Genomic DNA, 13,589 nt, shown 5'->3' with positions numbered 1-13,589 from the left:
TCCCTTGCAGGGATCAGCCCTGGCGGGCAGAGGGAAGCTGTTTTCAAACCTGTCTCAACCGGCCGCTTCATGAAATTGCTTGCCATCGACTGTGCCGCCAATCTCTGCGCCGCCTGCGTCTACGACGCGGCGGCCGGGAAAGAACTCGGCCGTTCGGTGCTCGATCTCGGTAAGGGTCATGCCGAGCATCTGATGGGTGTCATCGAAAAGGCGTTGGGGACCAGCAGAACCGACTATTCCGGCCTCGGCGCCATTGCCGTTTCGACGGGTCCGGGCTCCTTCACTGGTCTGCGAGTCGGCGTCTCGGCGGCGCGCGGCCTGGCGCTGGCGCTGAAAATCCCGGCGATCGGCGTGACGACTCTGGAGGCACTGGCGGCAGAGACCGCAGCGATATTTCCCCGCCGCGCCGTGCTCGCAGCGCTCGATGCAGGCCGCGAGGAGATCCATGCGGCACTTTACGATGAGAGGTCGGTTCTGATCTATGGTCCGGCTGTGGCCACGCTCTCGCAAGCCGCAGCCATGGCGATCGACATCTCTCCGGTTCTGGCGGGCACGGCGGCAACCCAAATTGCCGCGGCGGCCGGACGCAGCTTCGATCTCGGCGAGACGGCGGCCACCGCCGACATCGGCGTCTATGCCCGGCTGGCCGCGGCCCAAGGTGCCGGTAAACACGGCGAGGGCGAAAAGCCGAAACCGCTCTATCTGCGGGGTGCCGACGCCAAGCCGCAGGCCGGCTTTGTTTTGTCGAGGCAAAAAAACTGATGCGCATTCCCTTCCTCCAGCCGCGTCGCAGGGACTATGCGCTCGAGCCGCTGACGGTTGCCGACAGCGCGGCCATGTCGGTGCTGCATCGCGAGGATTTCGCGCGGCCGTGGACCGACGACGAATTCGCCGCGCTGCTCGAGCAGGATACGGTGTTCGGCTATGCCGCGCGCGAGACCGGACAGGGTGCCAAGCCGCCGGTCGGCTTCGTGCTGGCGCGGCTGGCCGCCGGCGAGGGGGAGGTCCTGACGGTCGCGGTGGCACGCTCGCACCGGCGCCGGGGGCTCGGCTGGCAGTTGATGGATGCGGTGCTGCGTGAACTGCACGCACAGCGCGCCGAGGCGCTTTTCCTTGAGGTCGACGAGACCAACGTCGCCGCGATCGCGCTCTACCGGCGGCTCGGCTTCCGCGAGGTCGGCAAGCGCGCCAACTATTACAAGTCGCCGGAGCACGGCCCGACCGGCGCGCTTGTCATGCGCCGCGATCTTCGCTAGCCAAACGCCGGGGTGGTGCGGATGATAGGAAAAATCAGGATTTTCCTGGCGCTGGGGCTGGTTGTCGTCGGCTCATTGGTGCTTGTGCCGCTGCAGGTCTTGTCGATGAAGACCGGGCTCTGGCGCGAGACCTTCATCCTGAAGATCTGGCACAGGATGATCATCAGGGCGCTCGGGCTGCGCATCCATGTCAAAGGCGCGCTATCCGGCCAACGCCCATTGCTGATTGCTGCCAACCACATCTCCTGGACCGACATCATGGTGCTGGGATCGATGGTCGACGTGACGTTCATCGCCAGGGCCGATATGGCCGGCTGGCCGCTGATCGGCATGCTCTCGAAACTGCAACGCACCGTCTTCATCGAACGTGAGCGCAAACGTTCGTCGGGCGACCAGGCGAGCGAGATCGCCCGCCGGATGGCCAAGGGGGACGCCATGGTGCTGTTCGCCGAAGGCTCAACCGGCGACGGCAACATGATCCTGCCGTTCAAGAGCACACTGTTCGGCGCCGCTACGATGGCGATTGCTGAAGGGGCGGCCGAACAGGTCTTCATCCAGCCGGTGGCGATCGTTTATACGCGCCTGCATGGCGTGCCACTCGGCCGCCGGCATCGGCCGGTTGCCGCCTGGATCGGCGATGAGGAACTGATGCCGCACCTCAGGGTGCTGATGGCCGAGGGCGCTCTCGACGTCGAGGTGCATTTTGGCGAAGCGATTGCTTTCTCCAAGGGCTCCAGCCGCAAGGAGACGGCAAAGCAGATGGAACGCCAGGTGCGCGAGATGGTGCAGGCGGCGCTCGCCGAACCGCGCCCGAGCCGGTAGTCTGCGCGGTACCGGCCAGATTCGTCTGTTTTTTGTCAGGGAAAGGCGCTAGAAGCCGCGAAATGGAATTGAACACGATAGAACGCGACGACATCGGCGCTGCCGCCGAAGACCTGGTCGTTCCGCCTGCCGCGACCAGGAAGGTCTTCGTCAAGACCTATGGCTGCCAGATGAACGTCTACGATTCGCAGCGCATGACCGATGCTCTGGCGACCGACGGCTATGCCGCGACAGACGCCATTGGCGAGGCCGATCTGGTGCTGCTCAACACCTGCCACATCCGTGAGAAAGCGGCGGAAAAGGTCTATTCCGAACTTGGGCGCATCCGGGAGTTGAAGGCGGAACGTGCCAAGGCCGGGCGCGAAATGCTGGTCGGCGTCGCCGGCTGCGTGGCGCAGGCCGAGGGTGCCGAGATCATCCGTCGCTCGCCGGCGGTCGATCTGGTCATCGGCCCGCAGACCTACCACCGGCTGCCCGCTGTGCTGGCGAAGGCGCGGAGCGGAGAAAAGATCGTCGAGACCGACTATGCCGTCGAGGACAAGTTCGAACATCTGCCGCAGCCCAAGCGCGCCGAACTGATCAGGCGCGCCGTGACGGCGTTCTTGACCGTTCAGGAAGGCTGCGACAAATTCTGCACCTTCTGTGTCGTGCCCTATACGCGCGGCTCGGAAGTCTCGCGGCCGGTGGCACAGATCGTCGCCGAGGCCGAGCGCCTGGCGGATGCCGGCGTGCGCGAGGTGACGCTGCTCGGCCAGAACGTCAACGCCTGGCATGGAAGAGGCGAAGACAGCGAGGAATGGGGCCTTGGCCGGCTGCTGTTCAGGCTCGCAGAGATTCCAGGTCTGGCGCGGCTGCGCTACACGACCAGCCATCCGCGCGACATGGACGATGAATTGATCGCCGCCCATCGTGATTTGCCTGCGCTGATGCCCTATCTACATTTACCGGTGCAATCCGGCTCCGACCGCATACTCAAGGCGATGAACCGCAGGCATATGGCCAAGGACTACCTGACGTTGATCGACCGCATCCGTGCCGCGCGGAACGACATCGCACTGTCCGGCGATTTTATCGTCGGCTTTCCCGGTGAGACGGAAGCGGATTTCGAGGCGACGATGCAGTTGGTGGAAGACGTCAACTATGCCTCGGCCTTCTCGTTCAAATACTCTCCGCGGCCCGGCACGCCGGGCGCCGAAATGAACGATCAGGTGCCGGAGGCCGTCAAGGACGAGCGCCTGCAGCGATTGCAAGCGCTGCTTCTGAAACAGCAGCAGCATTTCGGCGCAAGCCTGGTCGGCAAGACCATCGACACGCTGATCGAAAAGCCGGGCCGCCAAGCCGGCCAGAAGGTTGGCCGCTCGCCGTGGCTGCAGCCGGTTATTGTTGATGAAAAGGCTGGCGAAATCGGTGACATTATCCGGGTACGAATCACGAAGACAGGCTACAACAGCCTGTTCGCCGAATTGGCCTGAAGGCCTCGGCAGATGAGGAGAGACGGTTGAGCGCTGCTGAAGTCAAGAACCTGCCCCAGAATCTACCCTCCGGGGCCTCGGATATGGCGCACATCGTACTGACTTTCGACAATAACAAGCTTGCCAGCGCCCTTTACGGCCAGTTCGACGAGAATCTGGCCAGGCTCGAGCAGAAGCTCGGCGTCGACATCCGCTCGCGTGGCAACCAATTGACCATCAAGGGCTCTTCCTCGGCCGCCGAGCAGGCACGCCGCGCCTTGGACAATCTTTACGGCATTCTGCAGAAAGGCACTGATATCGGCCAGTCCGATGTCGACGGTGCGGTGCGCATGGCGATCGCCACCGACGACCAGCTGACGCTGCCGACGCTGGAGCGCAAGGGCAAGGTGTCCGCCGCCCAGATATCGACACGCAAGAAGACCATCTATGCCCGCTCGCTGAACCAGGACGCCTATATGCGCGCGCTGGAGCGGTCGGAACTCGTCTTCGGCATCGGCCCGGCCGGCACCGGAAAGACCTACCTGGCGGTGGCGCACGCGGCAATGCTGCTCGAACGCGGCATGGTCGAACGCATTGTGCTGTCGCGCCCCGCGGTCGAGGCCGGCGAACGGCTTGGCTTTCTGCCGGGCGACATGAAGGAGAAGGTCGATCCCTATCTGCGGCCGCTCTATGACGCGCTCTACGACATGATGCCGGCCGACAAGGTCGAGCGGGCGATTGCCGCCGAGGTCATCGAGATCGCGCCGCTGGCGTTCATGCGCGGCCGTACGCTGGCGCATGCCGCCGTCATCCTCGACGAGGCGCAGAACACCACGCCGATGCAGATGAAGATGTTCCTGACCCGGCTCGGCGAGAACTCGCGCATGATCGTCACCGGTGATCCGACCCAGATCGATCTGCCGCCGAACACCAAGTCCGGCCTGGTCGAGGCGCTGAGAATTCTCGACGGCGTTACCGGCATGGTGACGGTCCGCTTCAATGAAGGCGACGTCGTCAGACATCCGCTGGTCGCCGAGATCGTCAAGGCCTACGACCGTGACGGCAAGCTGGCCAGGGGCTTAGGTGTCGAAAGCTGATATGATTATGCGGCCGCATGGCTGAGGAGCAAAAGGCGGGAGGGCCGCTTCCCGTCGAGATCGATATCGCCATAGAGGCGGGCGACTGGCCCGACGAGACGACGCTGACGCGGCTGGTCGACCACGCCGTATCGGCCGCCTTTGTCGAAACCGGTGCGGACGGCCGTTCCGAGCTCAGCATCGTCTTCTCCGACGATGCCCATATCCGTACGCTCAATGCCGGCTGGCGCGGCAAGGACAAGCCGACCAACGTCCTGTCTTTTCCGGCTTTTCCCTTTACCAGGGGCGGGCCTCTGCCGCCGATGCTCGGCGGCATCGTGCTGGCCGCCGAGACTGTCGCGCGCGAGGCGGCACTGGAAGACAAGCCCGTCGAGGACCATATCTCCCATCTCGTCATCCATGGCCTGCTGCATTTGCTGGGCTATGATCACGAAACGGATGCCGAAGCGGATCTGATGGAAGCGACAGAGCGCGCAGCACTTGCGAGGCTTGCCATTCCCGATCCCTACACGTAATTACAAAAGACCAATTGACCGGACGATGATGAACGACAAACCAGAGACTGCCGCCCGCTCCGACGCCGGCAGTGTGATCAAGCCTTCCGAAACGACGGAAGAGGGCTCGAGTCCGAGTACCACGACCGGCAGCTTCGCCACCGAGGCATCGCCTGCCGGTCCTTCCCTGTTCGATCGCGTGCTCGGGCTTTTCAGGCATCGCAACGGCACCAGCCTGCGCGAGGAAATTGCCGGTGCGCTTGCCGAAACGGCGAGCGATGCAGAATCCTTCTCGCCCGGCGAACGCGCCATGCTCAATAACATCCTGCGCCTGCGCGAAGTGCGGGTCGAGGACGTCATGGTGCCGCGCGCCGACATCGAGGCGGTCGAGATCACGACGAAGCTCGGCGATCTTCTGGGGCTGTTCGAACAGTCCGGCCACTCCCGCATGCCGGTTTATTCGGAGACGCTCGACGACCCGCGCGGCATGGTTCATATCCGCGACGTGCTGGCGCATATCACCAAGGTCGCCCGCGTCAGAAAGGGCAGGACGACCAGGAAAACCCCGGTCGCGACGGTTCTCGATCTCGCCCAGGTCGATCTGGCGCGCACCATCGGCGATCTCAACCTGATCCGACCGGTGCTGTTCGTGCCGCCGTCGATGCTCGCCTCTGACCTGATGGGACGGATGCAGACGACGCGCACCCAGATGGCGCTGGTCATCGACGAATATGGCGGCACCGACGGTCTCGTCTCGCTCGAGGATATCGTCGAGATGGTGGTCGGCGACATCGAGGACGAGCACGACGAGGACGAGCCGATGATTACACAGGCCGGCGAAGGCGTCTTCATCGTCGACGGCAAGGCCGAGATCGACGATGTCGCCAAGATGATCGGCGAGGATTTCGCCGCCGGCGAGCACGGCGAATATGTCGACACGATCGGCGGCATGATCTTCAACACGCTTGGCCGGGTGCCGGCGCGCGGCGAAGTGGTGCAGGCCATACCCGGCTTCGAGTTCCATGTGCTCGACGCCGATCCGCGCCGCGTCAAGCGCGTGCGCATCGTCGAGACCTTGAAGGGCGAGCGGCGGCGCCGCGCCGTGCGCACCGAGCAGGCTTAGGGTTTGTTTGGAGGCAAGCCCGCGGCCTGATAAATCTTGCGTCCTGATTCGCACGACTCGGAAGCATTGATGGAGCGCCAGGCCGGCCGGATAATTCTGCTTTGGGGCTGGCGGCGCGCGCTGGTGGCGTTTCTTGCCGGGGCGCTGGCGGTTCTTGCCCAGGCGCCTTACGATTTCTTCGCCGTCTGCTTCGTTTCGTTCCCACTGCTGGTGTGGCTTCTCGATGGCGCGACCGGCGAAGCCTCGGACGGTTTTCTGCGGCGCTTGCGGCCGGCTTTCGCCGTCGGCTGGTGGTTCGGTTTCGGCTACTTTCTTGCCGGTCTCTGGTGGGTCGGCTCGGCGCTTCTGGTCGAGGCCGACAGCTTTGCCTGGGCCTTGCCGTTCGCGGTGGTCGGCATCCCCCTCGCGCTGGCCTTCTTTTACGGTTTCGCTGCCGTGGTTGCCCGGCTGTTGTGGAGCAACGACATCGGCCGCATCGCCGCGCTCGCCTTCGGCTTTGCGCTGGCGGAATGGCTGCGCGGCTTCCTGTTCACCGGCTTTCCGTGGAATGCCGTCGGCTATGCGGCGATGCCGGTGCCTTTGCTGATGCAGAGCGTCTCGGTGACCGGCATGGTCGGCATGAACGCGCTGGCGGTCTTCGTCTTCGCGCTGCCGGCGCTGCTTGCGGCGCGCCAGCATCTTCGCCTGGGCGCGGCGTTGCTTGTCGTTCTCGTCGCCGCCCATGCCGGCTTCGGTTATATCCGGCTCGCCGCCCCCGAAAAACCGGCGGCCCATAGCCTCGACGTCCGTATCGTGCAACCTGCCGTCGATCTCACGGAAAAATGGGATGCCTCGGTGCGTGACCGCATCTTCGCTACCATGATGGGGCTTTCGGCCAAGGCACCGGAACCCGGCCATAACAGGCCGCAATTGATCCTGTGGCCGGAGACCTCGGTGCCGTTTCTGTTCACCGAACGTCCGGATGCCTTGCCTGCCATCGGAGAGATGCTTGGCGATGGCCAGATGCTGGTTGCCGGCGTCGTTCGCGAGGAAGGCGGCTCGGCGGCCCGCAGCCGTTACTACAACTCGGTCGTGGCGATCGACGACAGGGGCGAAATCGTCGATGCCGTGGACAAGGTCCACCTGGTGCCCTTCGGCGAATATCTGCCTTTCGCCGATCTGCTCGGCCGCTTCGGGCTTGAGCAGCTTGTTGCCGGTCCGATGACCTTCGCGGCGGGCAATGAGCGGCACCCGATCACGCTGCCCGGCGGGATCCGAGCGCTGCCATTTATTTGCTATGAGGTCATCTTCTCCGATCTCGTCGCGGTTGACGCAACGTCAGCCGAGCTTATTGTGAACGTCACCAATGACGCCTGGTTCGGCGACACGCCAGGGCCGTACCAGCACTTCAGGCAGGCGCAGATCCGGGCGGTGGAGAATGGGGTACCCCTGTTGCGCGCGGCTAATAACGGCATTTCGGCCGTTGTCGACCCGCGCGGCCGCATCGTCGACGCGCTGGCAATCGATGCACGCGGCGCCGTCGATGTGCGTGTGCCGATCTCCAACCAAGCCATCGTTTCCTCCAGCCAACGACGCATTAACGGAATGCTGATCATGTTTTTGCTCGCCGTAGCGGCATGCATTTTGAACGTAAGGCAAAGGCTACGGGCGAATTGACAGCCGACACATTAGAAACTCATACTGTAAGCGCCTGAAAATTTTCGAAGTCGATAAGGTCGTTCTGTTGGGGCACGGGCCGCGGCGTCGTTTGGGCAGCAAAATAGAAAAAGCCGGAAAAATTCGGCGAGGACAAAATGACAGAAGAAAACAAGAAAAAGCCGAATCCGATCGACATCCACGTCGGAAGCCGCATCCGGCTTCGCCGCAATATGCTGGGAATGAGCCAGGAAAAACTGGGCGAAAACCTCGGCATAACGTTCCAGCAGATCCAAAAGTACGAAAAGGGCACCAATCGCGTCGGCGCCAGCCGTTTGCAGGCAATCGCCTCCATACTCGGCGTGCCCGTCGCCTTCTTTTTTGAGGATGCGCCCGGTCAGGAGCCCGTGGGCAACCGTGGATTTGCCGAGGATGCGTCGATGACCTCCGCCGTCGAATTCTGCGGCAGCCCGGAAGGGCTCCAACTGAACCGCGCCTTCGTCAAGATCGCCGACGTGAAAGTGCGCCGTAAGATCATTGAGCTTGTGAAGTCGCTCTCCACCGACGAGGTCGATTGACTGGCTCGCGAAGAGTTCAAAGAGGTAGAGTTCGTCGTCGCTGGGCACGCAATTTCTCGCGCTTGCCCGCATCGAGGGATGTGCGTTCCGCCGATGCGCTAAAGCGCGGATCGATTTTGCTCGACACGCTTCCTCGACGTCGTTTTCCCTCAGTCTGTTGGCGCAAGGGCTGATCGCAGTGCGCCCTGCCGCCGTCTCGGGATGCAGAGATAAATAACGTCAAAATTCATGCCAGAACGGCTGCATGGCTTGACGAGCGGCGCCCGGCACCGTTAACAACTGGCGCGCCAAAATCGGCGGCCTGCCGATATTTTTTCAAGAGGGGACACCCGTGACGCGGCACAATTACTTCTTCACCTCGGAATCCGTTGCCGAGGGCCATCCCGACAAGGTCTGCGACCGCATCTCCGACGAGATTGTCGATCTCGTCTATCGCGAAGCCAGAAAGACCGGCATGGACCCGTGGAAGGTCCGCGTTGCCTGCGAGACGCTTGCGACAACCAATCGCGTTGTCATCGCCGGCGAGGTGCGCGTCCCCGAGACGCTGCTCAAGAAGGACAAGGAGGGCAATGTCCTGAAGGATGCGGCCGGCCATCCGATTGTCAACCCGGCCAAGTTCAAGTCGGTCGCCCGCAAGGCAATCCGCGAAATCGGCTACGAGCAGGCCGGCTTCCACTGGAAGACGGCCAAGATCGAGGTCCTGCTGCACGGCCAGTCGCCGGATATCGGCCAGGGCGTCGACAACGCCTCCGACCGGCAAGGTGAGGAGGGAGCCGGCGACCAGGGCATCATGTTTGGCTATGCCTGCCGCGAAACCCCGGACCTGATGCCTGCGCCGATCTATTACAGCCACAAGATCCTCGAACTGCTGGCCGCTGCGCGCCATGAAGGCAGCGGTGATGCAGGCAGGCTCGGGCCGGATGCCAAGAGCCAGGTCACCGTCCGCTATGTCGACGGCAAAGCGGCGGAAGTGACGCAGATCGTGCTGTCGACCCAGCATCTCGATGAGACATGGGATTCGAAGAAGGTGCGCAACGTCGTCGAGCCCTATATTCGCGAAGCACTGGGCGACCTGAAGATCGCCGACAATTGCAACTGGTACATCAACCCGACCGGCAAGTTCGTCATCGGCGGGCCCGACGGCGACGCCGGCCTGACCGGCCGCAAGATCATCGTCGACACCTACGGTGGGGCTGCGCCCCATGGCGGCGGCGCTTTCTCCGGCAAGGACACCACCAAGGTCGACCGCTCGGCCGCCTATGCGGCGCGCTATCTCGCCAAGAACGTGGTTGCCGCGAAGCTCGCCGATCGCTGCACTATCCAGCTTTCCTATGCGATCGGTGTCGCCCAGCCGCTGTCGATCTACGTCGACCTCCACGGCACCGGTAAGGTCGACGAGGCAAAGCTCGAGCGTGCACTGCGCACCGTGATGGACCTGTCGCCGTCTGGCATCCGCCGCCACCTCGATCTCAACAAGCCGATCTATGCCAAGACGTCGTCCTACGGCCATTTTGGCCGCAAGGCCGGCCGCGACGGATCCTTCTCCTGGGAGAAGACCGATCTCGCCAAGGCGCTCAAGGACGCTCTCGCCGAACCGGTCGCCGAAGCAGTCGCCGCCTAACCGCGGCGCCTATGGACCCGAAGGACCGGCCAAGCCGTGCGACCGAGGCCTTTTTCGGTCGCCGGCGCGGCAAGACCATTCGACCACAGCAGGCAGCGGCGCTGGAGAGCGGCTTCGCCGCCTACAGGCTCGATCTGACGGTTGAACCGCCGGCCGATCTGCGCAGCCTTTTCGAAGCCGAAGTTTCCGCTGTCCAGCTCGAAATCGGTTTTGGCGGCGGCGAACATCTTCTGCACCGTGCTACGGCCAGCCAGGCGACCGGCTTTATCGGCGTCGAGCCTTTCGTCAACGGCATGGCCAAGATGATGATGGCGGTCCGGGAGCGGCCGCTTGCCAATCTGCGCGTCTATGATGACGACGCCACGCGCCTGCTGGACTGGCTGCCGCAGGCTTCGCTTGACGGCATTGACCTCCTCTATCCGGATCCGTGGCCGAAGAAGAAGCACTGGAAGCGGCGCTTCGTCAGCCCGGTCAATCTCGACCGCTTCGGGCGCGTCCTGAAGCACGGCGGAAAGTTCCACTTTGCGTCCGACATCGACAGCTATGTGAACTGGACGCTGCTGCATTGCCGTGCGCACGGCGCCTTCACGTGGCAGGCAAGCGAAGCCGCCGACTGGCATCGGCCCTATGATGGCTGGCCGGGGACGCGCTATGAGGCCAAGGCCATTCGCGAAGGCCGACGGCCCGCCTATCTGACCTTCGTGCGGAAATAATCGGGAAATTAGAGCTGAGCACAAGGCGAGCGGGCCGAAGGCTCTCGGCGCTCACCTGGCTCAGAAGCGACGGATATTGTCGAAGGCTGCCGGCTCCATGCCGAGATTGCGCAGATCATGCGCACGCGGCTTGCGACCGTTTTCCACAGCCCGCGACGCTGCTACGGCGCTGCCGAACACGCTAAAGACATCGCCTATGGCTGAAAAAAATCCACGATTGTTCATGATCGTACCCTTTCGAGCGCAGTGAGCGCTCCAATTGTGCAATGCAATATAGATAGTCGTGCGTGGCCGGTGCTCAAAGGGGGATCACTGCATGGGCGCCATGCATTTGGCGCAGCGCTGCGGACTCGGAGCCTTGCCGTCATGCACGACGGGCTTGAAACGAGGACCACGATCGTCTATATCAGCTTCAAATTCTTGGTCGGTATGACGAAGAGTGGGTCCACCCGGTCCCGCTCTTTTTTATTACCTGCCGACCAACAGGGATCGAGCGACAGGACCGAATGACAGTCATGGCAAGCGAAGGCGACGATCGCATCATCCGCGAAAGCGGCATCGATGCGCGCATCGCGCTGATCGTTCAGCCGGTACTGCGGGCCATTGGCTTCCGCCTGGTACGTGTGCACCTGTCGGGCCAGAACGGGCTGACGCTGCAGATCATGGCCGAGCGCGAGGACGGCACCATGACGGTCGAGGATTGTGAAGAGGTCAGCCGGGCGGTGTCGCCGGCGCTCGATGTCGATGATCCGATCGAGAAGGCTTATCATCTCGAAGTGTCGTCGCCGGGCATCGACCGGCCGCTGGTCCGCAAATCGGACTTTGCAGCCTGGACCGGCCATCTGGTGAAGACGGAGACGTCGGTTCTCGTCGCCGACCGCAAGCGCTTCAAGGGCAGGATCGCCGAAAGCGACGCGGACGGTGTGGTGATCGAGCGCGACAAGGCCGCTTACGGCGAGGAGCCGACGGTGCGTGTTCCCTACGATGCGATTGCCGAAGCGCGGCTGGTTCTGACCGACGATCTTATCCGCGATGCACTGTCGAAGGACAACCGGGCGCGCAAGGAAGCCAGGAAACGCCGCGGCGAACCCGAAGACGCACCAGCGGGTGCGGAAGACGAAACCGAACAGGAAATGTGATTGGGCTCCCGGCGGTAAGGTCGGCGACAAGCTCGGGAGAAAGAAGATGGTTGTAAGCGCCAACAGGCTTGAACTGCTGCAGATCGCCGATGCGGTCGCGCGTGAAAAGTCGATCGACAAGTCGATCGTCATCGCCGCCATGGCCGATGCGATCCAGAAGGCCGCGCGCTCGCGCTACGGCCAGGAAACCAATATCCGGGCGGATATCAATCCGAATACCGGCGAGATGAAGCTGCAGCGGCTGATGGAAGTGGTCGAGAAGGTCGACGACTACGCGACCCAGATTGCCATTTCCTCGGCGCGCGAGCGAAATCCGGACGCCCAGCTCGGCGATTTCATCGCCGAACAGCTGCCGCCGATGGATTTCGGCCGCATCGCCGCCCAGTCGGCCAAGCAGGTCATCGTGCAGAAGGTGCGCGAGGCCGAGCGCGACCGGCAATATGACGAATACAAGGACCGTATCGGCGAGATCGTCAACGGCACCGTCAAGCGTGTCGAATACGGCAACGTCATCGTCGATCTCGGCCGCGGCGAGGCGATCATCCGCCGCGACGAGCTGATTCCGCGCGAAAACTACAAGTATGGCGATCGCGTCCGCGCCTATGTCTATGACGTGCGCCGCGAACAGCGCGGCCCGCAGATCTTCCTGTCGCGCACCCATCCGCAGTTCATGGCGAAGCTGTTCACCATGGAAGTGCCGGAAATCTACGACGGCATCATCGAGATCAAGTCGGTCGCCCGCGATCCGGGTTCGCGCGCCAAGATCGCTGTCATCTCGCGCGACAGCTCCATCGATCCGGTCGGTGCCTGCGTCGGTATGCGCGGCAGCCGCGTCCAGGCGGTCGTCGGTGAATTGCAGGGCGAGAAGATCGACATCATTCCGTGGTCGCCTTCGGCGGCGTCCTTCATTGTCAATGCGTTGCAGCCGGCGGAAGTTGCCAAGGTCGTGCTCGACGAGGATGCCGAGCGCATCGAGGTCGTCGTTCCCGACGATCAGCTGTCGCTGGCCATTGGCCGCCGCGGCCAGAACGTCCGTCTTGCCTCGCAGCTCACCGGCTGGGATATCGACATCCTGACCGAGCAGGAAGAGAGCGAACGCCGCCAGAAGGAATTCGTCGAACGGTCGTCGCTGTTCATGGAAGCCCTCGACGTCGACGAGATGGTCGGCCAGGTGCTCGCGTCCGAAGGCTTCACCAGCGTCGAGGAAGTCGCGTATGTCGATTCCGGCGAAATCGCGTCGATCGACGGCTTCGACGAGGACACGGCTTCGGAAATCCAGACCCGCGCCCGCGAATATCTGGAGAAGATCGAAGCCGAGCACGACGAGAAGCGCAAGGCCCTCGGCGTCAAGGATGAATTGCGGGAGATTCCCGGCATCACCACCGCCATGATGGTGACGCTCGGCGAGGACGGCGTGAAGACGATCGAGGATTTCGCCGGCTACGCCGCCGACGACCTGACCGGTTGGAAAGAACGCAAGGACGGCGAGACGAAGGTATTCCCGGGTGTGCTCGCCAACCATGGCGTATCACGCGCCGATGCCGAGCAGATGGTCCTGGCGGCTCGCCTGAAGGCTGGCTGGATCACCGAAGACGAGCTTGCCGCCGAGGGTGCGCCGGCTGACGAAACCGTCGGTGCGTGAGGTGAAACCGCATCGCAC

At 63.1% G+C, this 13,589-nt stretch carries 14 protein-coding genes; 13 read left to right on the top strand and 1 reads right to left on the bottom strand.

Annotated elements, in window-relative coordinates; all coding sequences use genetic code 11:
- Positions 1 to 69: 69 nt before the first annotated feature.
- The 11 genes from tsaB to trmB all read left to right on the top strand — a co-directional run bounded on the left by tsaB (position 70) and on the right by trmB (position 10,790).
- Positions 70 to 762 (top strand): tRNA (adenosine(37)-N6)-threonylcarbamoyltransferase complex dimerization subunit type 1 TsaB, encoded by a 693-nt coding sequence (gene tsaB, locus NKH78_RS17185; RefSeq protein ID WP_352702347.1) that lies wholly within the window; start codon positions 70 to 72, stop codon positions 760 to 762.
- On the top strand, positions 762 to 1,256 hold the full coding sequence (gene rimI, locus NKH78_RS17180) for a ribosomal protein S18-alanine N-acetyltransferase (protein WP_352702345.1): 495 nt from the start codon (positions 762 to 764) through the stop codon (positions 1,254 to 1,256). The genes tsaB and rimI overlap by 1 nt, the downstream gene beginning before the upstream one ends.
- A 21-nt stretch (positions 1,257 to 1,277) precedes the next feature.
- A complete protein-coding gene (gene olsA / locus NKH78_RS17175; protein ID WP_352702343.1) occupies positions 1,278 to 2,078 on the top strand; it encodes a lyso-ornithine lipid O-acyltransferase in 801 nt (266 codons plus the stop codon).
- A 62-nt stretch (positions 2,079 to 2,140) separates the two neighbouring features.
- Positions 2,141 to 3,550 (top strand): tRNA (N6-isopentenyl adenosine(37)-C2)-methylthiotransferase MiaB, encoded by a 1,410-nt coding sequence (gene miaB / locus NKH78_RS17170; protein ID WP_352883345.1) that lies wholly within the window; start codon positions 2,141 to 2,143, stop codon positions 3,548 to 3,550.
- An 83-nt stretch (positions 3,551 to 3,633) separates the two neighbouring features.
- Positions 3,634 to 4,626: a PhoH family protein gene (locus tag NKH78_RS17165; protein ID WP_352464821.1), complete on the top strand. Its 993-nt coding sequence runs from the start codon at positions 3,634 to 3,636 to the stop codon at positions 4,624 to 4,626.
- 17 nt (positions 4,627 to 4,643) lie between these two features.
- The gene (gene ybeY, locus NKH78_RS17160) at positions 4,644 to 5,141 is read left to right on the top strand and encodes an rRNA maturation RNase YbeY (protein ID WP_352740329.1); all 498 of its coding nucleotides are present in this window, start codon (positions 4,644 to 4,646) and stop codon (positions 5,139 to 5,141) included.
- A 28-nt stretch (positions 5,142 to 5,169) separates the two neighbouring features.
- The gene (locus NKH78_RS17155) at positions 5,170 to 6,243 is read left to right on the top strand and encodes a hemolysin family protein (protein WP_352702339.1); all 1,074 of its coding nucleotides are present in this window, start codon (positions 5,170 to 5,172) and stop codon (positions 6,241 to 6,243) included.
- A gap of 69 nt (positions 6,244 to 6,312) precedes the next feature.
- Complete coding sequence (lnt, locus tag NKH78_RS17150) at positions 6,313 to 7,899, top strand: apolipoprotein N-acyltransferase (protein ID WP_352686826.1); 1,587 nt, start codon at positions 6,313 to 6,315, stop codon at positions 7,897 to 7,899.
- Between the two features lie 137 nt (positions 7,900 to 8,036).
- Positions 8,037 to 8,456 (top strand): helix-turn-helix domain-containing protein, encoded by a 420-nt coding sequence (locus NKH78_RS17145; protein ID WP_023676895.1) that lies wholly within the window; start codon positions 8,037 to 8,039, stop codon positions 8,454 to 8,456.
- A 331-nt stretch (positions 8,457 to 8,787) separates the two neighbouring features.
- Positions 8,788 to 10,077, top strand: a complete 1,290-nt coding sequence (gene metK / locus NKH78_RS17140; protein ID WP_023719567.1) for a methionine adenosyltransferase — start codon at positions 8,788 to 8,790, stop codon at positions 10,075 to 10,077.
- 11 nt (positions 10,078 to 10,088) lie between these two features.
- Positions 10,089 to 10,790: a tRNA (guanine(46)-N(7))-methyltransferase TrmB gene (gene trmB / locus NKH78_RS17135; RefSeq protein WP_352740330.1), complete on the top strand. Its 702-nt coding sequence runs from the start codon at positions 10,089 to 10,091 to the stop codon at positions 10,788 to 10,790.
- 60 nt (positions 10,791 to 10,850) lie between these two features.
- Here the strand turns inward: trmB and NKH78_RS17130 are convergent, their stop codons facing one another.
- A complete protein-coding gene (locus NKH78_RS17130) occupies positions 10,851 to 11,015 on the bottom strand; it encodes a hypothetical protein (protein WP_352644412.1) in 165 nt (54 codons plus the stop codon).
- Between the two features lie 281 nt (positions 11,016 to 11,296).
- On the opposite strand from NKH78_RS17130, the gene rimP reads away from it, so the two are divergent.
- The gene (rimP, locus tag NKH78_RS17125) at positions 11,297 to 11,929 is read left to right on the top strand and encodes a ribosome maturation factor RimP (protein WP_352740332.1); all 633 of its coding nucleotides are present in this window, start codon (positions 11,297 to 11,299) and stop codon (positions 11,927 to 11,929) included.
- A 46-nt stretch (positions 11,930 to 11,975) separates the two neighbouring features.
- A complete protein-coding gene (nusA, locus tag NKH78_RS17120) occupies positions 11,976 to 13,571 on the top strand; it encodes a transcription termination factor NusA (protein WP_352686820.1) in 1,596 nt (531 codons plus the stop codon).
- Positions 13,572 to 13,589 lie beyond the last annotated feature (18 nt).

Origin of the sequence: Mesorhizobium sp. M0910 (genome assembly GCF_040319465.1) — a bacterium.
Taxonomy (GTDB): domain Bacteria; phylum Pseudomonadota; class Alphaproteobacteria; order Rhizobiales; family Rhizobiaceae; genus Mesorhizobium.
This window is presented reverse-complemented; position numbering and strand designations above follow the sequence as displayed.